Source organism: Candidatus Poriferisodalis sp., assembly GCF_965221945.1.
In the GTDB taxonomy this organism is placed as follows: Bacteria; Actinomycetota; Acidimicrobiia; order Acidimicrobiales; family Poriferisodalaceae; genus Poriferisodalis.
Genome location: NZ_OZ244925.1, coordinates 2690463 through 2717154 on the forward strand (window position 1 = coordinate 2690463; position 26692 = coordinate 2717154).

Sequence of the window (26692 nt, forward strand, 5' to 3'; positions counted from 1 at the left end):
ATGGGCCGCTTGCCCGACGCCTTCGGGGTCACGCCCGCCGCGGCAGGACTGGGCGATGCCGTGGCGACGCTGGACCCGGCGGCGGTTGCTGATGCGGCCAGCGACGGGGTCGACTTCGACCGCGTGCGCTGGGGCCGCGTCGTGCTCGTGGCCTTCTCCGGGGTGGTGTCGCACATCTTCGGTCGGGCCACCATCGGGGTACTGCTCCCCGCTATGGCCCCCGAACTCGGGCTGAGCGACACGCTGGTCGGCGCGCTCGGCTCGACGAACATGGGCGCCTACTTCACGGGTGTGGTGATCGTCACGTTCAGCGCGGGCCGTGTCGAACCGTTCACGCTTCTGCGAGCCGGCATCGTCACGTCGACGATCGGCCTCGTCGTGGTGGGAACGGCGTCGTCTCCGTTCGCTGTGGTGATCGGAACTGCACTGGCGGGCCTCGGCGGCGGGGGTATCTGGCTCACCGCTCCAGTCATCGCCAGCGAGGGAGTGCCTGCGGCTCGGCGAGGCGCCGCGCTCGGCGTGCTCACCGGCACCATGGGCGCAGCATTCATCGGCGTTCCCCTGGCAACTGCGGCGATGCGCAACGTGGCTGGCAGCGACGCGATCTGGCGGCCGCTCTGGCTGGGCGAGGCAGCGATCTCGATACTGCTGCTCGTTGCGCTGACGCTGTTCGTCAGGGTGGGCCGTACTGAACGGGTCGCCAACGTCGGCGGACTCGCAGCGTTGCGGCAGATCCAGGGCTGGAAACGGGCCGTCGTGGCGTACATGGCGTTCGCCTATATGACGTCATCGTTCGCAAACTTCCTGGGTCTGGCACTCGAGCGCGACCACGGCTTCGACCGCTTGGCCGCCACGCTGGTGTTCTCCGGCATGGGGGCGGGTTCGATGGTCGGCGCTTTGGCCTTCGGCCGTCTCAGCGATCGCATGGGCCGTCCCGCCACGATGGCGACCGTGATGGCCATCAGCGCATGCACCGGTGTCGTGCTGGCGGCGCGCGTTCCCAATGCAGCAATCATCGTCGCCGCCGTGGTCGTGTTCGGCGGCGCATCGTTCGCCTACCCATCGCTTACCGCCACGTTTGTGAGCGATCACGTTGCCGACCGCACGTTTGCGGCTGTGCTCGGCACGATGACAATGTTCTATGGCCCGGTGTCCGTCATCGGTCCAGCGGCGAGCGGTTGGCTCGCTGACAGGACAGGCAATTTCGACGCGACCTACGGAGTCATCGCGGTGATGGCCCTCACGTCATGCCTCTGCATGGCGACGATGCGCCGTTCTCGAAGTACGGCGCCGCAGCAGGCGCCGACTGGCTGAGCGCTGGCTCAGCCCTCCATCAGCTGCTTCTTCATGGCAGCCGCGGTTGCCAGCTTCAACGAGCGGCTCGGGCCAATCTCGATGGACTCGCCGGTCTGGGGGTTGCGTCCCATCCGGGCGCCACGTTCGGACATGGAAAAGGTGCCGAATCCTGGCCAGGTGATCTTGCCACCGGCCTTCACCTCCGCCGCGACGAGATCGAAGAACGCTGACAGCGTCCGCTCTGCGTCGCCCGCAGTTACACCGGCTTGAGCGGCTACCGCCTTAATGGTCTCTGCCTTGTTGGCCACGGTCCAGTTCCTCTCACAAAGGGATTCGGGGTATCACCTCAGCACACAAACAGGCCGAAGTGGTGGAATTGCGGCCCGCTGTCTACCGGTATGAGGGCTCCGACGCACCTCACGCCTGGGGATCGGCGGGCGTTTGATGACGCACTTCCACCTTGACATCGAAGGCGTCTCGCAGGCCGTCGCCGACGTAGTTGACCGACAGGACGGTGATCACAATGGCCAAACCGGGGGCCCACACGAGCCAAGGCGCAGTCGTCATCAGCCCCTCATTGCCGCCGAGCATGGCGCCACCTGGGGCATCCATCCGAGCAGCGACAGCACCGGCACCACGTCGAGCACGCTGCCGCCAAGGATCCGGGCCAGCAAGATCAACACCATCAGGCTGGGCAGTGCAAGCAGCGTGTCGGTGATCCGCATCAGTGCGGCGTCGACGAACCCAACGCGGTACCCGGCAACGAGGCCGACGCGGGTGCCGAAGACCGATGCCAGGATCGCCACCGACACACCGACCAGCAGCGAGATGCGGCCGCCATAGAGAACACGGCGACTGCCACGGCCATTACCGCAGGCAGCAGTACTGCGTAGTCCCCCGCGTGCAGGGTGTCAAGGAACAGCAGGCCCATTCCCGGGTACTGGAACACCTGCTCGGTCACGATGAGACCGCCGATCAACAAACCGATGTCGAGGGCAGCCTGTGTCGTCACCGGGATCAAGATTCCACTGGTCGGCGATGTCGGTGTCGGGTTCAAGTTCGTGTGCTGGCAGGACCAGGTCGAACAGCGTCTGCCATGGCGCATGGGGCTCGCTGAACGTGATCACTGCGGTGTGCGGATCGGAATGGTCGGTGTCGGTGATGAGGTCGTAGCCTGGGGTGCTGAGCGTGCCGGTGGTGTCGAGCGCAGCGCGCCAGGTGAACCGCACGTCGCTGCTGGTGATCGGCGTGCCGTCACTCCACGTCGCCGCGGAGTTCAGCTGGAATGTGAGCGTGAAGGTGCCGTCGTCGGCCGTGACGAGGCCACATACGTGTTCTTCGTGTCCAGCTCCATCAGCCGAGGCAGCACGTGGATCAGCGTCGACCACAGCGTCCACGTGGCGTTCCTGCACGACGTCACCGGGTTCAGGCACTCGGGCCACTGCTCTACCGCCAGCACGAGCGTGCCGCCGCCTGGGCTGTCATCGGCGCTGTCCGCGGCGCTGCCTGCGGCCGTCCCGCCGTCGGTGGCTGGGGGCCCAGACTCGTCGACCGATGTGCCGTTGCATGCGGTGAGCATCAGCGTGGTCGCGAAGGCTGCGGCAGCCCAGCGCCGTCGCATTGCTTGTCGCGGCATCGCAGCCTTGGCACGCCTCACGTCGCGTGTTGGCCGATCATCAGCAAACGTTGCTGTCATGGCAGAAAAATGCGCTGTACTGACGGCCGTGGGCGGCCGCTGGGCATCGGTCAAGGCTGGCGCAGCGCCCTTCCCGCCTTCTCTGCGCAATTTTGCCGTCTGTGGCGGCATTTTGCACAGAGTCGAGGCGAACCGGGCTGACAGGCACCGCTGCGGTGCCGCTCGACCTCTGAGCACCTGCAGGACGCGTCTGGCAGAGTTTGCGGGATTCGGCCGGGCATGTCGGCCAAATGGCGACACGGGAGCGCATCGAGGTGCTGGACGGTTACCGGATTCTGGATCTGACCGACGACCGGGGGCACCTCGCCGGATTGCTGCTGGCGCAGCTCGGCGCCGAGGTGGTGCTCTGCGAGCCGCCGGTTGGGCACCGCACCCGTCACCATGGGCCCTACGTCGATGACGTTGCAGATCCCGAGCGGTCGATCGAGTACCTCGTGTACAACCGGGGCAAGCACTCGGTGATGATCGAGGATCCGACGCAGATCGCCGAGCTCGCGGTGCACTGCGACGCCGTGATCGCGTGCGGCGCGTTCAACGTAGACCTCGATGCCTTGCGTACTGACAACCCGCAGCTCGTAACCGGGTCCATCACGCCGTTCGGAGAGACAGGACCCAAGACTGACTGGGCGGCCACCGACCTCACGATCGCCGCTTCGAGCGGCACGATGTCGCTGACCGGCGACCGCGACAGGGCGCCCGTCCGCATCGGCTCGCCCCAGACCTGGCACAACGCGGCGGTCGACACCGCCGGTGCGATCCTCATGGCGCTGCACGAGCGCCAGACATCGGGTCTGGGCCAGCACGTGGACACTTCGGCCCAGCAGTCCTTCGTCGACTGCACGCAATTCCAGATGATGGCCGTGCTCACCGGCGGCGAGGTGCCGGTGCGGCTCCCGGGCGCTGTCAACCTGGGCGGCTTCCTCATCCCTTGGGTGTACGAGTGCGCTGACGGCTACGTGACCGTCACGTTCCTGTTCGGCCCGATGATCGCACCCTTCACGAGCCGGCTCCGGACGTGGGTCTGCGAGGAGGGCTGCTGCGATGCCGAGCTGAGAGACAACAACTGGGTCGACTTCGGCATGGCCATCGTGGAAGGCCGCGAATCGATGGACACCTTCGATCACGCCATCAAGTGCCTGACAGCGTTCGTGGCAACCAAGACGAAGTCAGAGCTGCTGGAGCGTGCGCTGTCGGACAACCTGCTCATCGCGCCCGTCACGACGACGGCCGACGTGCTTGCTCTCGATCACCTGGGCGTGCGCGACTACTGGCAGCCCGTCGAGATGCCCCGGTCCGGCGGACCTGAACCGGTGCGACTGTGCGGCGCGATGGCCAAGACGACCGGCAATCCGCTGGCGGATTTGCCGGCCACACCTCGCCTGGGCGCGCACACCGGGCAGTACCTGACAACCGACGGCAGGGCTGGGCCGGCGATCACGTCTCGCCCCCGGCCGGAGCTCGCCCCCACCGGACGCTCGATGGAACGCCCGCTCGAAGACGTCAAGATCCTGGACTTCATGTGGGCGCTGGCGGGTCCCGGAGCCACCCGGACGCTGGCTGACTACGGCGCCACGGTCGTCAAGGTCGAGAGCGAGCTGAAGCCCGACGTGCTGCGCGGCGTCCACCCGTTCATCGGCGAAGAAGGCGGGCAGGAGAACGCGCTGCAATTCCACTCCATCAACGCCGGGAAGCTGGATCTGACGCTCGACCTGTCGCTGCCTGTAGCCCGCGACGTGATCCTGGACCTCGTCGCATGGTGCGATGTCCTCACCGAATCGTTCTCGCCGAAGGCGATGGCGAACTGGGGCCTCACCTACGACGTGCTGCGCGAGGTGAACCCGGAGCTCGTGATGTTCTCGAGCTGCCTGATGGGCCAGACCGGGCCGCTGCGCATGTACGCGGGCTTCGGCACGATGGCGGCCGCCATCGCCGGCTTCTACCCGGTGACGGGCTGGCCCGATCGCATTCCGGCCGGCCCGTTCACTGCCTACACCGACTACATCTCGCCGAAGCTGGGCGTGATGCTGATCCTGTCGGCGCTGGCCGAGCGCGACCGCACCGGGCACGGCCAGCACATCGACTTCGCCCAGATGGAAGGTGCGCTGCACTTCCTGGCCACCGAGTTCGCCGACGAGGAGATCAATGGGCGCACTGCCGGTCGCAACGGCAACGCTGACCGCCACATGTGCCCTCACAGCGTCTATCCCACGGCTGGCGACGACCGCTGGGTCGCGATCGCCTGCGAGACCGATGCACAGTGGGGCGCGTTGGCGGGACTGCTCGTGGAGGCCGCCAGCGATAACAGTGATCTGGGGCACGCTCTGTCGGCCATTGGCGCAGACGCTGACCTTGCGGACCTGGACGTTGCAGGGCGCCGAGCCCGCAGCGACGCCATCGACGCTGCGATCACCGCGTGGACCGAGCCCGAAGAAGCAGCCGCTATCGAGGCGACGCTGCAGCAGTGCGGTGTGCCAACTCACCGGGTGAACGACGCTGTCGATCTCATGGCCGACCCGCAGATCGTCGCCCGCGAACACTTCCTGTCGGTACCGCACGCCAAGCACGGCCACACCTGGGTGGAAGACAGCAATTTCGATCTGTCGCGCACGCCCGGACGGCCGCTGTGGGGCGGTCCAATGTTCGGCGAGCACAACATGGAGGTGCTCGAAGGCATCCTCGGCTACAACGCCGACAAGGTCGCCGAACTCGTCATCGCCGGTGCCATTACCTGACAGCGCAGCACAGCGTGCCTGCCGCGCCCCACAATGTCGTCATGAACAACGACAGCAGCACTTCAGGCGCCGACAGGCAGAACATCTCGAGCGGCGGGCCGCTTGAAGCCGTCGCCGGCTATTCACGAGGGGTACGCCTGGGCAACCATGTCGCCGTGTCGGGAAGCACAACGCTCGGACCCGATGGCGTGGCACACCCAGGCGACTGCTACCGGCAGGCGAAGGCGATCTTCGAGCTCATCGAGGGTGTGCTCAACGAAGCCGGTGCCCAGATGAGCGACGTCGTGCGGACACGGTCGTTCGTGACCGACATCGCCATGACTGAGGATTTCGTCCGTGCGCACGGCGAGGTCTTCAGCGACATCCGACCCGCTTCGACCCTCGTCGAGGTGTCGGCGCTGATTCATCCCGACCTGGTCATCGAGATCGAAGTCGACGCGATCATTTCCTGACGCTTGCGGCAGACGTTCGCCGACGCCCCGTTGCGGCGCGAGGGATGAGTCCGACTACTCAAACAGGTCAGAACGCGAGCCGACAGGGTGACGACCGGGCTGGGGGTTGGGGACGAGCACTTCGCACTCCATGGCATCAGGGTCCCGGAAGAACAGGCTGAGTTTGCGTCCGAAGTCCGTGACGGTGCCGTCGGTGGCGCCAGCGTCCATCAGCCGCCGCCTGACGTGGCCGAATTGGTCAAGATCGGCGGCACGAAGACCGATGTGATCAAGTCGGCCGCGACCGAACATCGGCGTCTGATGCTCGGCTTGGTCGTTGCCTTCGATCTCGAACACGTTGAGCTCGGTACTGGGTCCGATGTTGATCACGGTCATGCGGGGCCCGCCGGGGTATTCCTCGCCGTCAAACTCGATCGTGGCCCCGAACATGTCGATGTAGAACCGCTGCAAGGCGTCCGAATCTCCAGTGATGACCGCCACGTGGTCCAGTCCGAGTGTCAGCATTGCACTCTCCTTTCGTTGCTGGCGGCTCCGCCGCTCAGAGCGCTTGGCCGGCGTCAGATTCGGGAGTGCTCGCCGCCGCCATTGGGGGCGTTTGCGATGCTGAGCCTTTGGCCGTGGTGAGTATAGGCACTGCATTGCGCAAATTGGCTGTGACGACGGGAGCCGATGCCCTCGACGGCGTTGCCTATCGAGCGCCTCTGACTGCGATCAGTCGAGACCTACGCTGAGCGGGTGCGTGCTCTGGTTCAACGGGCTTCTGAAGCCTGCGTGCACGTCGACGGTGAGGTCATCGGCGAGATCGGCGGCGGGCTGTGCTGCCTGGTGGGAGCAACGCACGACGACAGCCGGGAGTCGGCGCGCAAGCTTGCCGGCAAGATCTGGAACCTGCGCATCTTCGCCGACGAGAACGGCCAGATGAACCGGTCAGTGGCCGACACCAGCGGCGAAGTGCTGGTGGTCAGCCAGTTCACGCTCTATGGCGACACCCGCAAAGGCCGACGGCCGTCGTTCGTCGCAGCGGCCGCTCCCGACCTCGCCGCTGAGCTGATCGACGAGCTGGTCGCCGAGCTGCGCCGCCTGGGCGCCACGGTTGCAACCGGTTCGTTCGGGACACACATGGCAGTCGAGTTGACGAACGACGGTCCCGTGACGCTGATGCTCGAAGTCTGAGCCGAAGCGCTGAGGCGCTGGGCAGGTTCAGGTGGGGGTGAAACGGAGCAGTGCGGGGCCGTCTGGAGTGGGGTCGAAGACTGCCTGCACGGCCTGGCCGATGCGGACCGTGTCGGGGTCGCAGCCGAAGCTGTTGGTAACCGCACGACACAACCTGCGGCCAATTGGGGCCAGAAAACCTGGGGCCGATATCGTGCCAGCGTCTGGAGAGGCGGGAAATGTGGACCAGCGGCTCGTCCCACTGAACGCAGTCATCACGCTTCTACGGCCGAGGTCAACCTCGTGGCCTGCCTCCTTGCACGACATTGGGTACGAATTGGTCGGGCTGGAAGTTCCGCTAGGCCCAACCGATCAGCGAGTAGTCGCAGATGCGGTTGCATTCAGTACTGCAGCGAATCAGTTCCTCGTCGTCGAGTCGAAATCCGGTTCCAACGTCGACATCGAGCAGGCACAGCGATATGGCCGTATTGACGCGCGCGATGCCGTTCGAATGACCGGCGTCGACCTCGCTCGATCCGATGAACCAGCCGTTCAACCGCTGTACGTGTGCCTCGACGAGAATGTGCAGCGCATTCAGCGCGGCCTGGATATCGCGTCGTGCTCGTACCCGATACTTGCTGTCGGCGTCAATACGATTTCGCTAGACACGACAGCACTTCGGTCCGACGAGCCCGAAATCGCGTCAGCATTGCCAAACCCGCTCCAGGTGCCATGGCCGCCACCAAGCATCATCAGTGTGGATATTGAATCCGACCACACCGATTTCGATCGAATTACCAGTCAGCAGTTGGTGGCCGAGGCAAGTCGAGGAACCGAGAAGGTAAGGCAGTCGCGATCTGGCCGGCCGCGCGATTCTACACCTGCACATCTATGGCGCCGGATACCGAAATCGCCCCATAACACGAGTGGAGCAGTCGCTGGAGCGCCTGAGTGCGCAGTCGCCAGCCAACTTCCGCTTCCGGGGTCGCACTGCGAGCCGCGACTACTCGATCGTTGAGATTGTCGAGAGCCCCGAACAGGCAGATCCGCGCGGGCGTACACAGAGCTACCAAGCCATCAGACGGCGCTTGGGCGGAGTCGCCTCGAGGCAACCCGCTGGCGCCATCCAGCAGAGGCTCTTCGATAGTCTCGATCTGGGTGCCGAACTGGAAGAGCCGGCAGCCGACGGGCCTGAGGACGACCAGTACGGACCCGAGGAGGGTGAGGGATGACTAGGCGCGCCCTCGAGACGCAATTCTCGACGCCCGGCGAGACCCCTTGGAAGACGCTCGTACTCGAAGCGCATCCAGGCGCCGTGACACCGCACGAATACCTCGCCGACGTATTTGGTGAGGCGCGCGTGCGGTCGACCGATGATGCCCACCTCCACGAACTCACGCTCGACGATGGCGTGAAACTCACTGTCGACGATCTTGATGGCCGCTTTTGGTCATTTCACTCAGCCAGCGCGACTCAATCTGTACTGCGAGCCATCCGGACAGTGGTGTCCAAGCGTCGTGACCTCGATTACCTCTGGCTGCCTACGCAACACTTACGCGGAATCCGCCCTGGATCGCGAGCTTCGTTCGTCAAGGCCGATTTCACCGGTGTGGCAGCGCTCCCGGAGGAGGCAATTCACGATCTCTCGCTTTCCGTACGAGGTCATGACGCCGCGCAACTCCTCGAGGTCTTCGAACACCAGAATGGCCACGGCCATGTGTTCTCGATCGAACGTCTCACCGTCCCGATCTTCGATCCTGATCTCGGACGCATCGAGCAGGCCGTCAACCGGCGGGCGCACTTCGTAGCCCGCGGCGACTCATTTCCACTGCATCAGCAGGTAGTCGCTGACGTTGTGGGCCGTTATCGGTTGTTTGTCGAAGCTGTGGAGGAACGCACGATTCGGTTCGCCTCGTTGGGCGAGCCGGGCGGTGGCACCATCGTCGGAACACCAATCGAAATTCAGTTCTCTCGCCCGCTCAGCAACCTGCAGGTCCTATTCGACGAGTTGCTCTCCTCGGGAGAACCGTTCCGGCTCTGGGGCATGTACGAGGTTCACGACAGCTTCGGAGAGTGCGATGCCGTCGACTTGCATGTCGGCGGCTGCATGAGAATCGAAGCTCAACCAGAATTCATGCGAGTGCAACTCTTCGACGGCAGCTGCGGCAACAGCATCGCTCGGCTCGTTTCAAACCTTCAACACCATGTAGATGGCGCCTTGCGCCTCGTCGATCCAGAACTCGACCTGCTGCTCAACCTCGAGGTCTCGCCAGCAACTGTTTGACTCGAACTGTTGCGCGGCTCAGGTGGGGGTGAAACGGAGCAGTGCGGGGCCGTCTGGAGTGGGGTCGAAGACTGCCTGCACGGCCTGGCCGATGCGGACCGTGTCGGGGTTGCAGCCGACGATGTTGGTGACCACGCGGGGGCCTTCTTCGAGCTCGACGTAGGCCAACACGAACGGGGCCGCCTTGCGCCACGAGCCGGGGATCCGCCGGGTGACCGTGCAGCTGTAGACGGTGCCGTGCCCCGAGGCCTCGAACCAGGTCACTGACGTCGAGCCGCACTGGTCGCAACGCTCGCGCGGGTACCACACGACGTGGTCGCAGTCATCGCAGCGGGGCAGCTCCAAGCGGCCCTCGGCCGTCGCGTCCCAGAATCGCTGCGTTTCGAGGTTCGCGCTCGGCGGCGGCACCGGCAGGCCCGACGGCCCCAATTCGCTCACCGCAGCCACCTCATTTCGATCTGGCTCACTTCGACCTGGCTCATGTCGATCGGCCCATGACGAGCGTGGCGCTGCCCATGCGTGTCGCCAGGCTGCCGCCGGTGCCGTGTGCCAAGGCCAGCTCGCAGTCAGGCACCTGAACTGCCCCATGTGCCTCGCCACGTAGCTGCCGCACGGCTTCGACCACCTTGGTCATGCCGCCGCGATTGGCCGGATGGTTGTTGCACAGCCCGCCGCCGTCAGTGTTGAACGGCAGCACGCCGCCCGGTGACTGCAGAGCGCCGTCGGACACGAAGCTCCCGCCGTCCCCCTTCTTGGCGAAGCCCAGGTCTTCGAGCGTGACCAGCACGGTGATCGTGAAGCTGTCGTAGATCGACACGTAGTCGATGTCCGCAGGTGTGATGCCGGCCTCGGCGAACGCCAGCGGACCCGAGCGCGACGCGCCGGTGTGGGTGAGGTCGATACGCCCACCCGAGGTGTGCTTGACCGACGTGTCCGTGCCCAGCACCGGGACGCAGTGGCGATCAAGCGATGCCGCGACAGCTTCGGAAACCAGCACCAGCGCTCCCCCGCCGTCGGTGATGACGCAGCAGTCCAGCCGGCGCAGCGGATCGGAGATCATCGGCGATGAGACCACTTCGTCCACCGTGACAACGTCCTGAAGGAACGCATTCGGGTTGTGCTGGGCGTGCGTGGACGCCGCAACCTTCACTTCGGCAAGCTGTTCGGAGGTCGTGCCGAACTCGTGCATGTGACGTGCCGCGGCCAGCGCGTACCCGCCGGGCACCGACATGCCGAACTGATTCTCAAACGACGCCTCTGGCGCAGAGCTGAAACGGGCACTGCCGCCCGGTCCTGCACCGCCGGTGCGGGGCTTACCGGCCAGCGTGATGAGGGCCACGTTGACGTGACCTGCGGCAATGGCGGCCGCAGCATGCTGAACGTGCACGAGGTAGGCGGAGCCGCCGGTCTCGGTGTCGTCGACGTATGTGCAGTCGAGCCCCAAGTACTCCACCATCGACAGCGCACCGAAGCCAGGGGCATCGCCTGCGGAGTAGTAGGCGTCGACATTGCCCGGCGTGAGTCCCGCGTCGGCCAGCGCCCCAGCAGCCACCTCGGCGTGGATCTGCGGCAGCGTGCGATCGGGCAACTCGCGCCCGGGATGCTCGTACACCCCGGCGATGAATGCCTTCCCTCGAATTGTCACCGGCGGCACGCTAGCCGCCCCCTGCGAAGCGATGCCCGATCGCGACCCGCACGAGAACCTCGGCCTGAGACCAGAGAGGGCGTTAGCTTCACGGCGATGCTGAAGCCATATCGAGTGCTGGACCTCACCGATCACCGGGGCGCGATGTGCACCTCGATCCTCGGCTCGCTGGGCGCCGAGGTGATCCTCGTCGAAGGCACCGACGGCCGTGGCCGAGACCATCGCCAGCAGGGGCCCGACGGCACCTCGCTGAGCTGGTGGAACCTGCGGCGCGGTGCGCAGAGTTGCGTCATCGACGACCGCGACGAGTTGCTGGAGCTGGCGGCGGGCGCCGACGCGCTGATCGAATCACCCGACCCCGGCCTCGGTCTCGACTACGACGAGCTGCGCGCCGTCAACCCGGGCCTCGTGCACACCACCGTGACCGCCTTCGGCAGCACCGGCCCGAAGGCCGGATGGGCAGCGTCAGATCTCACCATTGCCGCCTCGGCGTGCAGCGCTGCCATCACCGGCGACACCGACCGGGCGCCACTGCGCATCACGGCACCGCAGAGCTGGCTGCACGCCGGATCGCATGCCGCGGTTGGCACCACGCTCGCGCTGCGCCAGCGGGACCGCAGCGGCTATGGCCAGCACGTCGACATCTCGGCGCAGCAGGCGCTGACGCAGATCGCGTTTCCTGGACATGTCCACGCGCCGAACGAGTACCCGTCGGCGAGGCGGACCTCGGGCGGCATCCTGATGCTCAATTTTCATCTGCAGTTCGTGTACCCGGCGCAGGACGGCTACGTCTCGATCACGCTGCTCTTCGGTGACACGATCGGCCGCTTCACAGCTCGGCTGATGGACTGGGTAGCCGAGCTTGGCTGCTGCGACGACGAGTTGGCCAACCTTGACTGGGTCGATTTCGGCATGCGCCTGTTCACCGAGCCCGACAGCGCGCCGGCGCAGCTCGAGCAGACCAAGGCCGCGATCACCCGCCTGACCAGCTCACGAACCCGAGCCGAGCTGTTCGCGGAGGCACAGAAGCGTGAACTACTGCTCGCGCCCGTGTACAGCCCGGCGGAGCTGACCGGAATCCAGCATTTCAACGAACGCGGCTACTGGGACACGGTCGACGACCCGGCCTGGGGCAGCGTCGTCACCCCCGGTGCGTGGTGCAAGCCCAGCCGGATGCCCCTGCGCTCGCTCGGTGGACCGCCCGAACTCGGCGCCCACACCGAAGCGGTGAGAACGACGCCGCGTTCGGCGCTGCTGGACGCCGCGCAGGCACTGCGTAATGCGAACAGCGATCCCGCGGCGCCGCGGCCGCTCGACGGCATCAAGGTGCTCGACACCAGCTGGGTGTATGCCGGGCCGTTCACCACGCGGGTGCTCGCCGATTTCGGCGCGACGGTCATCAAGGTGGAAGGGCCGGCTCGCTTCGATGCCGCCCGGGGCAGCGGCGGCGGACTGCGGGGCGACATGGGGCCTGACGCGTCGATCCAGTACGGAACGCTGAACGCCGGCAAGCTTGGCGTGACCCTCGACCTGAATGTCCCGGAAGGCCGCGACGCCTTCTGCGATCTCACCGAGTGGGCGGACATCTTCGTGGAGTCGTACACGCCCGGCACGCTGGACGACTGGGGCATCGGGTGGGAGACGCTGTCGGAGCGCAACCCGAGTCTGATTCTGCTGAGCACCAGCCTGATGGGCCAGACCGGACCGCTTGCCACGTTCGCCGGTTTCGGCAACCTGGCCGGCGCCATCACCGGCTTCTACGAGATGACCGGATGGCCCGATCGGGCACCAGCGGGGCCGTTCCTCGCCTACACCGACTACGTCACCCCGCAATACATGGTTCCGTTGTTGATGGCAGCGCTCGATGCTCGTGATGCCGATCCCGAAGGCCGCGGCCAGCATCTCGACTTCGCACAAGCCGAAGCTGCAATCCACTTCCTGGCGACGGAAGTGCTCGAGCACACGGTCAACGGCGCCGCCGCGACTCGGATCGGCAACGCGGATGCGTTCATGTGCCCCCATGCGATGTACCCGTGCGACCCCGGTGACGCAGACCCGGGCAACCCGCTCGAAGCGCTGGACCCTTGGATTGCAGTCGTGTGCGAGACAGAGCACCAGTGGGAATCGCTGTGCCGCTTGCTTGAGAGCGACGGCCAGCCGGTGCCGCCCGAGCTCGCCGGCCTCGACGCAGCAGGTCGCCTCGCACGCAGCGCAGAAGTCGACGGCGCCATCGCCGCCTGGGCTGCGCAACGTACACCTGCTGACGCCGAAGCTGCGTTGCAGGCCGTCGGTGTCCCGGCGCATGCCAACCAGAACGGTCTGGGCTGCTTCGCCGATCCGCAGCTCATCCACCGAGGCCACTGGATGGACGTGGCCCATCCAGTGCACGACCGCATGATCGTCGAGGCACCCCGCTTGCAGCTGAGCGCTACACCCCACAGCATTTCCCGGTCGGGCCCCAGCCTTGGAGAGCACAACGACCTGGTCTTGCGGGACATCCTCGGCTACGACGACGACCGCATCGTCGAACTCGCCGTCGCCGGTGCGATTGGCTGAGCAAACCGAACGTGGACGGAGCAAGTGTTCCTATTGCGGGATGCTGAACAGGCAACGGAATTGCTGAGACTGTCGAGAACAAGGGGACTATCGGGCTGTTTCCCCGCAGGGTTCGGTGTGACGCCCCCTGCGTAGGTTCGGGGCATGGCAACACGGCGCAGACTGCACGGTGCTTCCAAACAGCATCTCAGGGAAGACCTGCACTACATCCAGAACGGCAATTGCAACAACCGTTACTGCTTGAAACCGAAGAAGAAGTGGCGCTTGGAGGACTTGGAGCTTGACCACATCAAACCTCTGGGCGACGGCGGTACCGATGCCGAGGACAACTTGCAGCTACTCTGCCGCGACTGCCACACGCGCAAGACACGCCGCGAGGACCAAGCGCGGGTGAAGGCGAGGAACGAGCCCAAGACGAAATCTCGCAGGAAACGGCGCAAGCGCAGCAACCAGCCGGAGCTCACAGCGTCGCCTGTGACCAATCCGTGCCCTGTCAGATCATCCGGCACCATGTCCGGGGGTACACATCGACGGCGAACAGATCACTGACGACGACCGTGAATTGCCACCGTTGCCCCAGCGAGGCCGTTTGACGTCATTCACCGAGGTAGCTCATCGCTTCTTGCGTTCTTCTTGCATCCCCTGCCCAAGGCTCACACTCCGCGACGCTTCCATGCCCGGAACCCAGCGGGTGTCACAGCAACTAACGGCCCACCAGCCATCTGCCGAGCGCCTTGACGCCCCGGAGATCCGCTTCCGCCGATGCCCGCATCGGATCGGATCGGAACATACCGAGCGCCGTCTCGCGAAACCGATTCACTTCGGCATCGGTGAAAGGGCCGTTGTCATCCGACCAATCCCCAAGCACGTTGCGCCGGGCATTCAGGCGGCTGGGGAACGGGTTGTAGCCGGTAGCCATTTTGAGCCACAGGCAGAGAAGCTCAACTTCACAATCCCTTGCGCTCGTACTCTCGGATACAACGCTGTCCAGCGTGATATGCGTCAGATACGCGTCGGCGTCCAACGGCGGCACATCGCACCAAAAGTCGTGACCAATCATGCTGTCATCCTTTGTCCTCACCCCTTCTATCTGAGGGGTGTTACAGCCATGATGTTGGGGTCAGCAGTCGGGCCCGGGTCTGACCCAGGGTGTTACGGGCTTTGTGCCTTTTTCGTGATCTGTCGGCTCGGTGTCCTGGCTGCTGGCGGGCACCGGCCGGTCGGGCGGACGTGACTTGATAGGAGCCTTGGCTATGCACCGTGGCTGTACTGTCCGCCGTCCCGGCCGGTGGTGCCTCGCTTACCCAGTTAGGAGAAAGGCAGGGGTTCATCATGGCTGATCAGCCAGTCGGTGTCTATGGGGGCGTGGACACTCACAAGGAGGTCCATGTCGCTGCGGCGGTCGACCAGGCGGGCCGGGTGCTCGGCGCGGAGTCGTTCGGCGCGGACCCGGCGGGGTAGAGCCGGCTCGCAGAGTGGCTGGGGTCGTTCGGGCCGCTGGTGCGCGTCGGCGTGGAGGGGACGGGCTCCTATGGGGTGGGGCTGACGCGTCATCTGGTGGGCTCGGGCGTCGAGGTGGTGGAGGTGAACCGGCCGAACCGTCAGATGCGCCGCCGCCGCGGCAAGTCCGATGTCGTCGATGCCGAGGCCGCGGCACGCGCCGCGCTCAGCGGCGACGCGGCCACCGCTCCCAAGGGCAACGACGGGATCATCGAGGCGATCCGGGCGATCCGGGTCGTGCTGTGCTCGACGCGTGCCCATCGCACCCGCATCTCCAATCAGATCCGCGATCTCATCGTCACCGCTCCCGACCGGCTGCGCAGCGCCCTCGAGCCGCTCACCACCGCCCAGCGGGCGGCTCGCTGCGCCCGGTTCCGTCCCGGCGACCCCGCCCAGCCCGCCGAGGCGGCAAAGATCGCGTTGCGCACCCTGGCCCGCCAATACGAGACCCTCGACGCCGACCTCGTCGAGCTGCGCCGCCATCTCGATGAGCTCACCAGCACCGCCAACCCGGCGCTGCGAGCCGCCAAAGGCATCGGCGCCGACACGGCGTCGATCCTGCTGATCGCAGCCGGCGACAACCCCGCCCGGCTCACCACCGAAGCGTCGTTCGCAGCTCTGTGCGGCGCGTCACCCGTCGAGGCGTCATCAGGCAAGACCATCCGCCACCGCCTCAACCCCGGCGGGAACCGCCAGGCCAACCACGCCCTGTGGCGCATCGCCATGGTCCGCCTCGCCACCTGCCCCCGAACACGCGCCTACGCCCAAAGACGCCAAACAGAAGGCAAATCACGCCGAGAGATCATCCGATGCCTCAAGCGCTACATCGCCCGAGAAGTCTTCGCACTGCTCGCCGACCCCCACCAGGCCACCCACACCAGCGACCCCGGCCAGCTCCGACACCGACGACAAGCCGCCGGCCTCAGCCTCGCCCACGCCGCCCACCAGCTCAACACCTGGCCCGCAACCGTCTCCATGATCGAACGAGGCAAACTACCCCACCACCACCTCGTGCCCGCCTACCGCGACTGGCTCAACACACTCCAACCCGCCGCTTGACAAACCATAGGAGCATCACCAAATTGTGGGGAAACAGCCCGATGGTCCCCAGAACGTACGGGCATCACGGATCGCTGCCGACCTCAAGTCCGTTGATCCAGCGAATCGCAGTCGCTGGATCGAGTATCGGGCTTGGGCAATCGAAACGCTCGACCAACCGCGCCGGGTGATCGCCGCATCGATCAGGGATCTGACGTAGCAGCTACAAAGTCCGTCAGCGGCTGCAACCCGTGAGCCCAGAAGATCGTGAGGCCGCTTTCTTGCGCCTGGACAAGGTTGTGGGTCTTGAAGACGCCCGACAACACGGCCGTCGGCACGATGCCCTGGTGGCCGAACGCCCGGACCCACTCAGCCGCCTTCGCCGCAGCGTCGTTGTTCAACCGCTTGACCGAGTTGGTTGAAGAGTTGGAGACCTTGCACTCGATCGGCATTACCCGACCGTCATGCAATCCGACGACCACATCAGCCTTGCGGCCAGCTACGGAACACTCGGCGCAGAACTCGCCTCGTCCAGGTGCATCCGCCGGTGTCGATACTTCGCGTGTCTCGACTTCGGTCAGTCCTGAGACGGCCAGGTGGTTGCGGACTGCCTCCTCCTGACCGGTCTTGGCCTCGTTTGCACGGTTCGTTCGCACCCTCTGACTCGCCATGAGCGATGCGGAGGCCATGGCCGCCGCCGAACGTTCTTCGTCTGAGGGTTGTCGTCCCTCGGCTACCCAGGTGAATCGACGACTGTCGAGCATGGCCAAGATCGTTTCGATCACCCGTTGGGTGGCATCCGCGTCGTCCCGCAGTCGGCTCGCCGTCAGATTCGTTTCCGCCAGTTCCATCAGATCATCGGTTGAAACCGGCGGCCCTGCCAGGTAACGGAATGCTTCAAGCAAATCCGCGTCAGTGAGCACGGATTGGGCAACATCTCGCAACGACCGGAGATCCTGGCTCTCGCGCATGAGTCGATCGACGCTGGCCGCGTAGTCGTCGAACGCTTGGAGATATCGCCCGACCGGCTCGGTCAGGCGCTCCTCGCGAAAGAGCTCAATCGCCCTACGTCGTTCCTGCTCAAGTTCCCCGTCGGTCCAGCGTGGCGGGTTTACGAGCGCCATGGTTCTCCCATCTCGAGCCAGCTCGGAGGCGGAACCTTGATCTGCTCCATCTCGGACGGCTCGAATTTGGTCAGACCGCCTGCGTACGTACGACCACCAGTGAGGGTGGCTCGCTCGCGCAACACCATGGTCAAAGCAGACAACGCTGCTTCTGACATCGGTTCGACCGGATAGATGCCGTGCACCGTGTTGAGGTTCCCCGCTGCAGCAAGATTGCGCACGAACGTCGGCGGGCGCCGGGCCATGTAGGTGGCCAGGATCGGCGCCGATTCCCGCAACCTGACAGACCACCAAGGTTTCCTGTGGCGAGCGATGTAGCCGTTCGCAGCACCCGCGCGCCGGGCTGCCTTCAAGAACCGTTCCACGAGAGCTCGATCGCTTTCGTCAAGGACGTCCAAGTCCTCTGGCAGATCGATCACGGCCCTGAGGTCGCGACCGTCCTCCAAGACGGCGGATTCCAGACCGAATAATTCGGACGCCTTCGTCACGGCGGGAAAGAGCACCGTCGTCGGCAAACATGGATCGCCCTGCTTGGTTACCCACGTCGCGTTCGCTCCGGTGACAGCTCCCCGGTGCACACGGCAGAACTCACCCAGCGGGACGAATTCGTTCGGCACAGAAACTCTGGGTTCCAAGAGCGAAGACCAACGCCGAACTTCGCGTAACTCGTCGCGCCCAAACGGCGTGCCCCCCCGCAAGCCTCGCAGGTCCTCCGTCCCCTTGATCTTGCTCACGCGGACAGGACGCTCAGTCGTGCCCACTTCGAACGCCGTCACGGTCGCCGTGGTCGTCGCGTCTGCGAATGCCTGAGTTCGTGCATCGAGGATGTGAATCGAGAGACCGCCAAGCGCACCGGCGATCAGCTCGCGAGCAAGTTGGCCGTACCCCACGTCGAGCCATTCGGATGACGTGACGAAAACGCCGTAGTCACCCGCTCGCGCGAGATGTGCCGTTGCGAGCAGGAAGTGAACATGCAAGCCCGCGAGCGCTGACGCTTTCAAACCCAGTTCCCCAGAGCGTTCTCGCAGCCACGTTTTCCACTCTGGAGCGATGTCGTGGTGACGCACGTACGGGGGGTTCCCGATGAACGCCGTGGGGCCGGGCACTGACGGCAGGTCGAGCGAGCGGTAATCGGTCGTTTCCACTTGCGACCGCTCGTCGAAACCTAGGACCGTCAAGCTGGCGCGCGCAGTCAACGCAGCGAGCGGATCGATCTCGACGGCGACGAGTTGCGCTTCGGGCAGATAGCGACCAGCAGCGCAGAGAAACCTCGCCGAGCCAGCGCCAGGGTCTACGACACGAGAGGCGACCTTGTAGTTGGCAAGCCATTCGGACATGGGTCCGACCAGCGACGGCGGCGTGTAGGTCGCGCCCATCTTGCGCCGCTGCGGCGCAGAACGGAGGGAGGCGAATGCGGCGCCCAACGGATCCTCACCTGCCCTGATGGCTGCTGCGACGGCACCAAGCACTTCGGGCGAGGGCGGCTGAGCCGACACATCCACGAGTCGCGCTTCGGCACCACTCACTTCGGCGAGGCGTCCATCCCGCACGAGTGCCCAAGCCATCGCGCACAGCGATCGCTCGTCGAGAATTGCGCCATGCGCGAAGCCCGCACCCGGCACGCTGTTCAAGGTCAAGGCCATCTGCTGGCATGTTCGCATACGGCACCTCCAAGCCCGCGGACGACACGATCCGGTCCGTTCGTCCATCTTCGACGCGAGGTGTGACAGCACGCATTCGCCCAATGTCCCGCCCTCACGAAACCGAACGCCGCGGACGGCCTCGCGCGAGTCGCGCCCGATATGCCGCCGGGCTCGCCAGTAGCGTGATCGACTGCGATCGCAGTTCTGGCGGTTCGCGCCGCAGTGCCGACTGGGGAACCAACATGCGCGTCATCATCTTCGGGGCGACCGGCAAGACCGGGCAGCACGCGGTCCGCTGCGCGCTCGACGGAAGCCATACGACGACGGCATTCGGGCGTTCCGTGGACAGGCTCAGCGCTGAGTCCGCGCTGACGCTGACACGTGGCGACGTCTTCGACGCTGAGGTTGTCAGCGATGCCGTCGCAGGTCACGATGCCGCCATCGTGTGCCTCGGCAGCACGAGTCTCAAGGACCGCACGACGCTGACGCGGGGCACTGAGCACATCGTCAATGCCGTCGACCGTCATGGCGTCGGTCGGCTTGTGGTGGTATCCGCAGCCGGCGTCGGTGAGAGCTGGGCTCAGATTCCGTGGAGCTCGAAGCTGATGTTCAAGACCATGCTGCGGAACCTCTTCGCCGACCACCAAGCTCAAGAGGAAGTCGTACGCGAGAGCGCAGCGAACTGGACCGTTGTCCGATCCGCTGTGCTGTCTGACAAGCACGAGCCCCGTGCCGTGAGCGCTTCCAACACGGACAAGACGAGTCGCATCCACCGTGCTGCCCTAGCCGGTTTCCTCGTCGATCAACTCGGCGACAGTGCCTACAGCCGCCAAGCCATCACGGTGACCTCATGACACCTGACGAGCGGTTGGCGACGATCCGGGCGATCCATGACTCGCCGTTGCGGATCGTGCTGTCGGTGACGGGCGGCGGGATGCTGGCCGTGAGCGACCTGCTCACGGTGCCGGGCGGCTCCCGCACGATTCTCGAGGCCACCGTGCCCTACTCGGTGAAGTCGTTGTACGAGCTGATGGGCTCGGAGCTGGAGCCGCACGTATCTGATGAGGCGGCGCTGGCAATGGCGGACGGCTGTCTGGCCCGGGCGCAGTACCTCATCTCGACGCCCAAGCCGGGCACCGAGCCCTGGCCGCTCGCCGGTATCTCGTGCACCGCGGCGCTGGTGACCGATCCGCCGCGGCGCGGCGAAGACCGGGCGCACATCGCCACTGTTTCCGATTCGGGCACACGCATCGCCCGCAAGATCACCTACGGGACCGACGATCGCGTCGCACAGGACCGCGAGACCTCAGACGCCCTACTCGAGCTCATCGCTGAGATCGCGACCGGCTGAACGACCAGCGCCCGACCCTGCTGGCGGCTTACCGGAACAGGCCGTCGCCGATGCCTTCGGCGACCTCGTCGGGCGCGTAGCCGGCATCCGTCCATACGTCGAAGTTGTGCTCGCCCAGGTAAGCGGGGCTGAGATGGCGCGGGAACCAACGCTGACCGTTCCACAGTCCGGCAAAGGCGTCGACGGTGCGCTCGCCGAAGACTGAGTGATCCACCGGTTGCCAGAAGCCACGAGCCGCGTGCTGGGGATCGTCGGCGAACAACTGATGAGAGTCCTGCACCGGTCCCGCAGGAACACCTGCTGCCTGCAAGGCCTCCGCCGCCTCGACAGCAGTGCGCTCCGCTGACCATTCGCCGAGCACATGGTCGATGACCGTGCGGCGATCGCGACGGCCATGCTCGGTGGCGAGCGTCGGATCGTCGAGTCGGGCGTCGGCCAACAGCCCCGAGAGCCCGAACCACTGCGCCGGCTCGGTCACGGTCACCGCCACGAAGCCGTCACTGCACGCGTAGACCTCGTTGGGAACGTGGTCGGCAATGCTGTCGCGGTTGCCTTCGGGCCGGGGCGGCGACACGCCGGCCGACTGGCGGATGATCGCCGCTCCGATCGCGTAGGTGCCTACTTCGAGCTGCGCCATGTCGATGCGCTGCCCCTCACCGGTGCGCTCGCGGGCATACAGCGCACCGACCGTCGAAACCGCTGCGGCGAATCCCGCCAGGTGGTCACTGAGCGAGAAGCCCGGACCGACATCGCCGCGGTCGGCGAAGTTCGTCAGGTGCGTGATGCCGCACACCGCATGCACGGTCGGTGCGTACGAGATGACGTGCCGCCACGGTCCGTCGTGGCCGCAGCCCGACATCGTCACGTAGACGAGGCGCGGGTTCCATTCGTGGACGGTTTCCCAGTCGAGACCCCACGCATCCAGCACTCCGGCGCTGAAGTTCTCGATGAGCACGTCGCAGGTCTCGATCAGCCGTCGGGCCGCAGCCAGCGCCTCAGGATGCTTCATGTCGAGCGTCGCGCTGCGCTTGGAGCGGTTCCACACGAAGTAGTAGGGGAAGTCGGGGGAGTTGACGAGCGTGGACCGCTCCTCGCTCTGAATGCGAATCACGTCGGCACCCAGATCGCCGAGCAGTTTCGTGGCAGACGGTCCGGCGAGCACCCAGGTGAAATCGGCGATCCGTATCCCGTCAAGTGGTCGCCGGTCATCGGCGCCCTCGCTCAACAACGCACCGACCGGGCTGCGGCTGGCCCCATTTCGGGCTTCACTCGCCGGCGCCGCCCATGACGCCAAGATCTCATCGAGGGGCGTGTCGAGGGCGGCCGGAGGACAAGGCGGGATCGAACCGGACCTGCCGGCGTCGCTCCAGCGCACTAGACGGCCCGGCACGCGCACCGGACCTGCTCCGCCTGTCGCTGCCCCTGCGGGCACATGCGAGCCGTTAGCAGCAGTCCTCCCCGGCGCCGCTACCTCGGCGAAGAACCCCCGGTGTGCGAACTGCGGGTTTGCGGACACCTCAGCGATGTCCAGCACGCCACCGAAAGCGACATGGCGTTCCTGCGCTTCCCACCACACCTCGCGGGCATCGCGGGGAGCAATCCAGCGCCGGACGGCGTCCATGACCTCGGTCACGTCCAGCAGCACGTCCGCTGGGTCCACGCCGACCCACCGCGCAACCTCGTCAAAGCCGGTCTCGACCATCCATTCGAATAGCCGATCGGGTGTCGGTGTCAGCGTGATCATGACGTAGCCGCCCTCGCCGCCCCGGCACTCAGCGAGGTCGTAGGCACCGAGCCAGTGCAGGGCGCCCTGCCGGGGAGCCACCTTGGGCAGGGGCAGCACGTCGTCGAAGAAGTACTGCATGAACAGGTTCTCGATCGAACCGGTGACCGTCTCGTGGATCGAGATGTCCACATGCGCCCCGCGCCCCGTCAAGCGTGCCGACAACGCTGCCGCGACACCCGAGGTCGCCGCCACGAACCCCGCGTAGTTGTAGGCCTGGCGGCCCCACACGTTGAGCGGGCGGTCAGCCAGTCCCGTGAGCGCCATCATCCCGCCCATGGCGGCCGACACCAGATCGGAGCCCAGCCACTGTGCCCGCGGGCCCGTGCGCCCGAACGGCGTGATCGACACCTGCACCAGCGCAGGGTTCTCAACGGCCGCATCCGCGTAATCGATGCCCAGTTCAGCCAATCGCCCGGGGCGTTCCGTTTCGATCACCAGATCGGCTGCCGCCGTCAGCCGCCGGTATGCGTCGCGATCCTCGGCAGTGCTCACGTCCAACCGGCAGCGGCGCTTGCCGCCGTCGTACCACCAATCGGCCACGCCACCGTGCGCGGCCGCAGCCCGATCAGCCAACGGCAAGCCCGGCGAACCGGTGCCGACCCGCACTACGTCGGCGCCCAGTTCGGTCAGCAGCTTCGTCGCGAAGCGGCCCGGATCGCCGGTCAGGTCGACGACGCGCAGTCCCGACAGTGCTCCCTGAGCCGCCGACGGGTCCCGGCTCTGAGGGCTGACGGGCTGGTTCATGACGGCCCGAAGCTAGTCCCCCAAGCCTCAATGGACCTTGGACCGCAGACGTTCTGCGGCCTTGCCATTGGTGCCCACCCGACCACAGCGACTCGACGGAATTCAAGCTTGCCTAAGGAGACAGAAACGCCCCATCCGCATCGACGCTGTGCATGAGACAATCTCAGCCAAGTTTGCGACGCATCCGGCTGATGCGCAGCGGGTTTGTGTGGATTGTGTGAGAGGACCTCGCGTGGCGGTCGAATACGACGATTCATTCGAAGAGTGCATACAGCGGCCATGGTTGGCTGTTTCCAAGATGCGGCAGATCGACGCAGATCAGCCGAAGCGCCAAGGACAGCTGTCCCCCGATGCGCCTAACGAGTGGGCTCTGCACGACACGTTCCACTACCAGCGCGGCCACGCGGATGTGTTCCGCGATGCGTATCGGGTGTCCCGTCACCATCCGCCCAAGAAGGGCGAGCGTCTGCGCGTAGTTGACGTCGGAGCTGGAGCGGCCACCGTCGCCGTTGCCCTCGGGGAGGCTCTCGGCCGCGATAAACGCAGGCGGATCGACTACGTGGCCTTCGACCCGAATCCCAGTATGCGAAGCCTTGGCGAGCAAGTACTCGAGCACCTAGATGCCGGCTTCGGATCAGGCATGTACATCGAATCACTCGAAGAAACCGACTTCCATAAGGGCGACCGGCTGCTCTTTTCGTTTAGCTATGTGTCTCATCAGCAAGCCGTCACGCTGGCCGACGTCGACCGGTGGGCCTCCCTCATCAAGCGCGGAATTCAAGAGGTTGGCCGCGCTGTCGAACTGATGTACACGACGGCCAGCAACATCCACAGCATCGAGCCCAAGCTTCCGATGCTCGGTGAGAAACTTGATCAGGCCGGGCTGAGGCGAACTGTCGAACCCCTCAGCGTTCACCTGAAGCAGCGATACCCAGAGACGGGTGGCCGCGACGGTCGCGTACGCTGGCGATGGAGGAACCCGCAGTGGCAGGTACAGGCAGAACGCTGGACCCTGAGAGCATGAACATGCAATTGTCGTTGCTGCCTGAGGAAGCTGCTGCGGTGCCCGCCGGGCTCGAGTACCACGAGCAGTTCTTGACAGCGGGGGAAGAACGAGACCTGCTCGCACAGATCTACGCCTCCGAGTGGCTTACCGACCTCTCCAGACGCGTTCTGCACTTCGGATTCAAGTACGACTACTCAGACCGCATGCTTGACGAGACGGCCCACATCGGGCCGCTCCCTGAGTGGCTAGCGTGCCTCACGCACAAGATTCATCAAGCAGTGTCCGCAGATGTGAAGCTGCTTCTCGACCCACAGCGGCCCTTCGAACAGGCGATCGTCAACGAGTATCTGCCGGGACAGGGCATTGCACCGCACATCGACAGGGACTGCTTCGGTCCCGTCGTTGCGACGGTGAGCTTGAGATCGGGGATCAACATGGATTTCGTGCGTGGCGCGAAGGTTGAGAATCACGTCTTGCGGCTAGAACCACGCAGCCTGCTTCTACTGCATGGCGATGCGCGCGTCGCTTGGCGCCATGGGATCGCCAAGCGACGCAACGACAAGTGGCACGGTCAGATATTGGAGCGCAAGCGGCGCGTCTCCATCACGTTTCGCACTATCGCCGATCTGATACCTGCGCAGACCTGACGCCACGGACGAACTGCGGAAGTGGGAGCTCGGGACGGAGTGCCGGTGAGAGCGCAGGCGCCCGCCGTTAACTCGATTGACAGCTCGTTGCGGCCATGAAATTGCGGTACAGCTGCTCGGCGTCGGCGGCGAATCCGTCCATGGAGCGGTCCGCGTCGGCAGCGAGGGCATCGAGCGAGCCGGGGCCAAGCGTCGACTCCAGCGCATTGCGGTAGATCTCGATCTCGCCCCAGTTGCGCACCGTGTCGTCCTCCACCTCCACGTGGTACTGCATCGACCACGCCCATTGCCCGACCCGCATGGCCTGCACCCGGCACTCCGGCGAGCCAGCCAGCACAACGGCATCGTCGGGAGGCTGGGCCACCTGCACCGAATGCCACTGCAGGGCGTGCTGGCGATCGCCCATCTGGTCGAAGATCGGGTCAGCCCGGCCTTCTGAGGTGAGATCCACGGCCAGCACTCCGATCTCGGGCGGGCGTTGCGGTCCGCAGGTTCCCCCGAGAGCGTCGGCCAGCAACTGGTGCCCCAAGCACAGCCCGAGGAAGGGACGCTGCAGCTCTCGCACCCAGCGACGTATAGCCCGTTTCTCAGGCACCAGCCACGGGCATTCCTCCACGTCCCACACGTCCATCGGGCCGCCCATCACCCACATGGCGTCGAAGTCGTCCAACGACGGGATGGGCTCGCCCTCGTCGAGTTCCACCGCAGTCCACTCGACGCCGTCGGCCCGCAGGAAGTCGCGCAGCCTGCCGGGATGCTCGCAGTCGATGTGCTGGAGAACGAGGAGTTGCACCGCCCCGTTGCTACCACGCCGGGGGTGGCTGGCTACGCCCTTGATGAGCCTCAGATCATTCCGGTGTAGTGCAAAGACCGGCGAGACTGCCAATCGCCGTATCACGACGCGGCTGGCGCACCTCGTGCTCGTCGTAGCCGTTGGTGGTGTAGCCGAACGACAGGCCGGTCGCCGGATCGGCCCAGGCCAGCTGCCCGCCCGCGCCGTTGTGCCCGAAGGCCATCGGTGACACCGTGCGGCCCAGCCCGCGCATGTTCGACATCCCGTCATCGCCTGCCAGAAAGAGCCCGATCGAGCGATTGGCGGGCATGCCCATCGGGTCGGGCAGGGTGTTGCGCACCTCGCCGGTGCCAATGGCCAGCATCTCGGGGTCCCACAGTCCATCCGGGTTACCCAGCAGGCCCTGGTAGAAGAGTGCCACGTCGACCGCGGTGCCGAAAGCCCCGCCGCCAGGCACGCCGACTTCGCGCACGGACGGCTCGTTGAAACGCAAGATCGCCTCGTTGGTGACCTCGGTCATCGGCAGCTCGCGAACACCGAAGGTCGCCTCGAGCTCGTCGGGCGTGGCCGGCTCGCCCACGAGGATCAACTCGGCGATGCCGTCCTGGTCCTCGGGCGCCAGACCCAGCATGCGAGGCAAGCCCAGCGGCCCGGTGACCCGGTAGTGCACCTCGTCACGGAAGTCGTTGCCGGTGACCGCGTTGATGATCTCAGCGAGGACCCAGTGTGCGGAGGTGGGGTGGTACTCATACCTGGTGCCGGGCTCCCAATTGAGTCGCCAGTTCGCCATGACCTCGAGCCGCGATTCGGACGTATCCCACTGCGACGGCTTGAGTGGCGCATGTGGGAAGCCCGACATGTGCAGCATCACCTGTTCGACGGTGATCTGGTCCTTGCCGTTCTCGCCGAAGGGCGGCACATAGCTGGCCGCAGTGTTGCCGAGCTCCACCGTTCCCTCGCTGATGAGCTGCCACATCGTCGAAGCCACATATGGCTTGGTTGCCGAGAAGATGCAGTAGCGAGTGTCGTCGGTGGCGTCGCCGTAGGTGGCCTGCGCCACAATCTCGCCCTCGAAGCCGACAGCGACCTGGCAGCTCGGCAGGAGTCCCGATTCGATCTCGCGACCGCAGCGATAGAAAAGGGTCTCGATGCGGGATTGCTGGATGGTGGTTGACGTGTGGGTTGCAGTGCTCACGGCCTTGGCCTAGCACCCGCGGCTACCGTCTCGCACGATTCCTGAGTCGCGG

At 65.5% G+C, this 26692-nt stretch carries 29 protein-coding genes; 14 read left to right on the forward strand and 15 right to left on the reverse strand.

The features are described 5' to 3' along the window. Positions 1 to 1314, forward strand: coding sequence for an MFS transporter (locus ACOQPH_RS12485; RefSeq protein WP_420621705.1), 1314 nt, complete (start codon positions 1 to 3; stop codon positions 1312 to 1314). 8 nt (positions 1315 to 1322) lie between these two features. Here the strand turns inward: ACOQPH_RS12485 and ACOQPH_RS12490 are convergent, their stop codons facing one another. From ACOQPH_RS12490 to ACOQPH_RS12510, 5 genes are all read right to left on the reverse strand, one after another. Then, the gene (locus ACOQPH_RS12490; RefSeq protein WP_420621706.1) at positions 1323 to 1604 is read right to left on the reverse strand and encodes an HU family DNA-binding protein; all 282 of its coding nucleotides are present in this window, start codon (positions 1602 to 1604) and stop codon (positions 1323 to 1325) included. A gap of 109 nt (positions 1605 to 1713) precedes the next feature. Further along, positions 1714 to 1863, reverse strand: a complete 150-nt coding sequence (locus ACOQPH_RS12495; RefSeq protein ID WP_420621707.1) for a hypothetical protein — start codon at positions 1861 to 1863, stop codon at positions 1714 to 1716. Beyond that, positions 1863 to 2102 (reverse strand): ABC transporter permease subunit, encoded by a 240-nt coding sequence (locus ACOQPH_RS12500; protein ID WP_420621709.1) that lies wholly within the window; start codon positions 2100 to 2102, stop codon positions 1863 to 1865. Before ACOQPH_RS12500 ends, ACOQPH_RS12495 begins: the two co-directional genes overlap by 1 nt. After that, positions 2021 to 2308, reverse strand: a complete 288-nt coding sequence (locus ACOQPH_RS12505) for an ABC transporter permease subunit (RefSeq protein ID WP_420621710.1) — start codon at positions 2306 to 2308, stop codon at positions 2021 to 2023. Before ACOQPH_RS12505 ends, ACOQPH_RS12500 begins: the two co-directional genes overlap by 82 nt. Next, complete coding sequence (locus ACOQPH_RS12510; RefSeq protein ID WP_420621711.1) at positions 2208 to 2729, reverse strand: ABC transporter substrate-binding protein; 522 nt, start codon at positions 2727 to 2729, stop codon at positions 2208 to 2210. Before ACOQPH_RS12510 ends, ACOQPH_RS12505 begins: the two co-directional genes overlap by 101 nt. 493 nt (positions 2730 to 3222) lie before the next feature. Between ACOQPH_RS12510 and ACOQPH_RS12515 the strand changes: the two genes are divergently transcribed. Together ACOQPH_RS12515 and ACOQPH_RS12520 are read left to right on the forward strand one after the other, a co-directional pair. Next, entirely contained in the window at positions 3223 to 5724 is a 2502-nt protein-coding gene (locus ACOQPH_RS12515; protein WP_420621712.1) for a CoA transferase, read from the forward strand. A 41-nt stretch (positions 5725 to 5765) separates the two neighbouring features. Continuing rightward, positions 5766 to 6176 carry a RidA family protein gene (locus ACOQPH_RS12520; RefSeq protein ID WP_420621713.1) on the forward strand — a complete coding sequence of 137 codons (411 nt, stop codon included), beginning with the start codon at positions 5766 to 5768 and terminating at the stop codon, positions 6174 to 6176. 54 nt (positions 6177 to 6230) lie between these two features. Here the strand turns inward: ACOQPH_RS12520 and ACOQPH_RS12525 are convergent, their stop codons facing one another. Next, positions 6231 to 6680, reverse strand: a complete 450-nt coding sequence (locus ACOQPH_RS12525) for a VOC family protein (RefSeq protein ID WP_420621714.1) — start codon at positions 6678 to 6680, stop codon at positions 6231 to 6233. Positions 6681 to 6911: 231 nt separating this feature from the next. On the opposite strand from ACOQPH_RS12525, the gene dtd reads away from it, so the two are divergent. After that, positions 6912 to 7349, forward strand: a complete 438-nt coding sequence (gene dtd, locus ACOQPH_RS12530) for a D-aminoacyl-tRNA deacylase (protein WP_420621716.1) — start codon at positions 6912 to 6914, stop codon at positions 7347 to 7349. Positions 7350 to 7686: 337 nt separating this feature from the next. Here the strand turns inward: dtd and ACOQPH_RS12535 are convergent, their stop codons facing one another. After that, complete coding sequence (locus ACOQPH_RS12535) at positions 7687 to 7884, reverse strand: hypothetical protein (RefSeq protein WP_420621717.1); 198 nt, start codon at positions 7882 to 7884, stop codon at positions 7687 to 7689. A gap of 370 nt (positions 7885 to 8254) precedes the next feature. Between ACOQPH_RS12535 and ACOQPH_RS12540 the strand changes: the two genes are divergently transcribed. Continuing rightward, entirely contained in the window at positions 8255 to 8560 is a 306-nt protein-coding gene (locus ACOQPH_RS12540) for a hypothetical protein (protein ID WP_420621718.1), read from the forward strand. Next, entirely contained in the window at positions 8557 to 9612 is a 1056-nt protein-coding gene (locus ACOQPH_RS12545) for a hypothetical protein (RefSeq protein ID WP_420621719.1), read from the forward strand. The genes ACOQPH_RS12540 and ACOQPH_RS12545 overlap by 4 nt, the downstream gene beginning before the upstream one ends. Positions 9613 to 9630: 18 nt before the next feature. Here ACOQPH_RS12545 and ACOQPH_RS12550 read toward each other — a convergent pair whose 3' ends face one another. Both ACOQPH_RS12550 and ACOQPH_RS12555 read right to left on the reverse strand, forming a co-directional pair. After that, positions 9631 to 10050: a Zn-ribbon domain-containing OB-fold protein gene (locus ACOQPH_RS12550; RefSeq protein ID WP_420621720.1), complete on the reverse strand. Its 420-nt coding sequence runs from the start codon at positions 10048 to 10050 to the stop codon at positions 9631 to 9633. Positions 10051 to 10090: 40 nt separating this feature from the next. Further along, positions 10091 to 11257 carry a thiolase domain-containing protein gene (locus tag ACOQPH_RS12555; protein WP_420621721.1) on the reverse strand — a complete coding sequence of 389 codons (1167 nt, stop codon included), beginning with the start codon at positions 11255 to 11257 and terminating at the stop codon, positions 10091 to 10093. Positions 11258 to 11353: 96 nt separating this feature from the next. Here ACOQPH_RS12555 and ACOQPH_RS12560 point away from each other — a divergent pair, with 96 nt between their 5' ends. Both ACOQPH_RS12560 and ACOQPH_RS12565 read left to right on the forward strand, forming a co-directional pair. Further along, the gene (locus ACOQPH_RS12560) at positions 11354 to 13813 is read left to right on the forward strand and encodes a CoA transferase (RefSeq protein WP_420621722.1); all 2460 of its coding nucleotides are present in this window, start codon (positions 11354 to 11356) and stop codon (positions 13811 to 13813) included. 144 nt (positions 13814 to 13957) lie between these two features. Beyond that, positions 13958 to 14362, forward strand: a complete 405-nt coding sequence (locus ACOQPH_RS12565; protein WP_420621723.1) for an HNH endonuclease — start codon at positions 13958 to 13960, stop codon at positions 14360 to 14362. Positions 14363 to 14516: 154 nt separating this feature from the next. Here the strand turns inward: ACOQPH_RS12565 and ACOQPH_RS12570 are convergent, their stop codons facing one another. Further along, the gene (locus ACOQPH_RS12570) at positions 14517 to 14873 is read right to left on the reverse strand and encodes a hypothetical protein (RefSeq protein ID WP_420621724.1); all 357 of its coding nucleotides are present in this window, start codon (positions 14871 to 14873) and stop codon (positions 14517 to 14519) included. A gap of 272 nt (positions 14874 to 15145) precedes the next feature. Between ACOQPH_RS12570 and ACOQPH_RS12575 the strand changes: the two genes are divergently transcribed. Next, entirely contained in the window at positions 15146 to 15274 is a 129-nt protein-coding gene (locus tag ACOQPH_RS12575) for a hypothetical protein (protein ID WP_420621725.1), read from the forward strand. A gap of 39 nt (positions 15275 to 15313) precedes the next feature. Continuing rightward, on the forward strand, positions 15314 to 16372 hold the full coding sequence (locus tag ACOQPH_RS12580; RefSeq protein WP_420621726.1) for a transposase: 1059 nt from the start codon (positions 15314 to 15316) through the stop codon (positions 16370 to 16372). Positions 16373 to 16554: 182 nt separating this feature from the next. Here ACOQPH_RS12580 and ACOQPH_RS12585 read toward each other — a convergent pair whose 3' ends face one another. Together ACOQPH_RS12585 and ACOQPH_RS12590 are read right to left on the reverse strand one after the other, a co-directional pair. After that, complete coding sequence (locus tag ACOQPH_RS12585) at positions 16555 to 17475, reverse strand: XamI family restriction endonuclease (protein ID WP_420621727.1); 921 nt, start codon at positions 17473 to 17475, stop codon at positions 16555 to 16557. Continuing rightward, positions 17463 to 19118 (reverse strand): Eco57I restriction-modification methylase domain-containing protein, encoded by a 1656-nt coding sequence (locus ACOQPH_RS12590; RefSeq protein ID WP_420621728.1) that lies wholly within the window; start codon positions 19116 to 19118, stop codon positions 17463 to 17465. Before ACOQPH_RS12590 ends, ACOQPH_RS12585 begins: the two co-directional genes overlap by 13 nt. 242 nt (positions 19119 to 19360) lie before the next feature. On the opposite strand from ACOQPH_RS12590, the gene ACOQPH_RS12595 reads away from it, so the two are divergent. Both ACOQPH_RS12595 and ACOQPH_RS12600 read left to right on the forward strand, forming a co-directional pair. Then, positions 19361 to 19972: an NAD(P)-dependent oxidoreductase gene (locus ACOQPH_RS12595; RefSeq protein ID WP_420621729.1), complete on the forward strand. Its 612-nt coding sequence runs from the start codon at positions 19361 to 19363 to the stop codon at positions 19970 to 19972. Continuing rightward, positions 19969 to 20469 (forward strand): hypothetical protein, encoded by a 501-nt coding sequence (locus tag ACOQPH_RS12600; protein WP_420621730.1) that lies wholly within the window; start codon positions 19969 to 19971, stop codon positions 20467 to 20469. Before ACOQPH_RS12595 ends, ACOQPH_RS12600 begins: the two co-directional genes overlap by 4 nt. A 28-nt stretch (positions 20470 to 20497) precedes the next feature. On the opposite strand, the gene ACOQPH_RS12605 is transcribed toward ACOQPH_RS12600, so the two are convergent. Next, positions 20498 to 22999, reverse strand: coding sequence for a CoA transferase (locus tag ACOQPH_RS12605; protein WP_420621731.1), 2502 nt, complete (start codon positions 22997 to 22999; stop codon positions 20498 to 20500). A gap of 232 nt (positions 23000 to 23231) precedes the next feature. On the opposite strand from ACOQPH_RS12605, the gene ACOQPH_RS12610 reads away from it, so the two are divergent. Continuing rightward, positions 23232 to 24023, forward strand: coding sequence for a hypothetical protein (locus ACOQPH_RS12610; protein WP_420621732.1), 792 nt, complete (start codon positions 23232 to 23234; stop codon positions 24021 to 24023). Beyond that, the gene (locus ACOQPH_RS12615; protein ID WP_420621733.1) at positions 24020 to 24652 is read left to right on the forward strand and encodes an alpha-ketoglutarate-dependent dioxygenase AlkB; all 633 of its coding nucleotides are present in this window, start codon (positions 24020 to 24022) and stop codon (positions 24650 to 24652) included. The genes ACOQPH_RS12610 and ACOQPH_RS12615 overlap by 4 nt, the downstream gene beginning before the upstream one ends. 67 nt (positions 24653 to 24719) lie before the next feature. Here the strand turns inward: ACOQPH_RS12615 and ACOQPH_RS12620 are convergent, their stop codons facing one another. Continuing rightward, positions 24720 to 25445: a type 1 glutamine amidotransferase gene (locus ACOQPH_RS12620; protein ID WP_420621734.1), complete on the reverse strand. Its 726-nt coding sequence runs from the start codon at positions 25443 to 25445 to the stop codon at positions 24720 to 24722. Positions 25446 to 25500: 55 nt separating this feature from the next. Next, positions 25501 to 26640, reverse strand: coding sequence for a serine hydrolase domain-containing protein (locus ACOQPH_RS12625; RefSeq protein ID WP_420621735.1), 1140 nt, complete (start codon positions 26638 to 26640; stop codon positions 25501 to 25503). Positions 26641 to 26692 lie beyond the last annotated feature (52 nt).

Excerpts from the sequence above, each read along its gene's own strand:
- ACOQPH_RS12485 (WP_420621705.1), top strand. The coding sequence starts at position 1 with ATGGGCCGCTTGCCCGACGCCTTCGGGGTCACGCCCGCCGCGGCAGGA.
- ACOQPH_RS12495 (WP_420621707.1), bottom strand. The coding sequence starts at position 1,863 with ATGACGACTGCGCCTTGGCTCGTGTGGGCCCCCGGTTTGGCCATTGTG.
- ACOQPH_RS12515 (WP_420621712.1), top strand. The coding sequence starts at position 3,223 with ATGGCGACACGGGAGCGCATCGAGGTGCTGGACGGTTACCGGATTCTG.
- ACOQPH_RS12520 (WP_420621713.1), top strand. The coding sequence starts at position 5,766 with ATGAACAACGACAGCAGCACTTCAGGCGCCGACAGGCAGAACATCTCG.
- ACOQPH_RS12525 (WP_420621714.1), bottom strand. The coding sequence starts at position 6,680 with ATGCTGACACTCGGACTGGACCACGTGGCGGTCATCACTGGAGATTCG.
- ACOQPH_RS12545 (WP_420621719.1), top strand. The coding sequence starts at position 8,557 with ATGACTAGGCGCGCCCTCGAGACGCAATTCTCGACGCCCGGCGAGACC.
- ACOQPH_RS12560 (WP_420621722.1), top strand. The coding sequence starts at position 11,354 with ATGCTGAAGCCATATCGAGTGCTGGACCTCACCGATCACCGGGGCGCG.
- ACOQPH_RS12565 (WP_420621723.1), top strand. The coding sequence starts at position 13,958 with ATGGCAACACGGCGCAGACTGCACGGTGCTTCCAAACAGCATCTCAGG.
- ACOQPH_RS12570 (WP_420621724.1), bottom strand. The coding sequence starts at position 14,873 with ATGATTGGTCACGACTTTTGGTGCGATGTGCCGCCGTTGGACGCCGAC.
- ACOQPH_RS12575 (WP_420621725.1), top strand. The coding sequence starts at position 15,146 with ATGGCTGATCAGCCAGTCGGTGTCTATGGGGGCGTGGACACTCACAAG.
- ACOQPH_RS12585 (WP_420621727.1), bottom strand. The coding sequence starts at position 17,475 with ATGGCGCTCGTAAACCCGCCACGCTGGACCGACGGGGAACTTGAGCAG.
- ACOQPH_RS12590 (WP_420621728.1), bottom strand. The coding sequence starts at position 19,118 with ATGGCCTTGACCTTGAACAGCGTGCCGGGTGCGGGCTTCGCGCATGGC.
- ACOQPH_RS12595 (WP_420621729.1), top strand. The coding sequence starts at position 19,361 with ATGCGCGTCATCATCTTCGGGGCGACCGGCAAGACCGGGCAGCACGCG.
- ACOQPH_RS12600 (WP_420621730.1), top strand. The coding sequence starts at position 19,969 with ATGACACCTGACGAGCGGTTGGCGACGATCCGGGCGATCCATGACTCG.
- ACOQPH_RS12605 (WP_420621731.1), bottom strand. The coding sequence starts at position 22,999 with ATGAACCAGCCCGTCAGCCCTCAGAGCCGGGACCCGTCGGCGGCTCAG.
- ACOQPH_RS12615 (WP_420621733.1), top strand. The coding sequence starts at position 24,020 with ATGAACATGCAATTGTCGTTGCTGCCTGAGGAAGCTGCTGCGGTGCCC.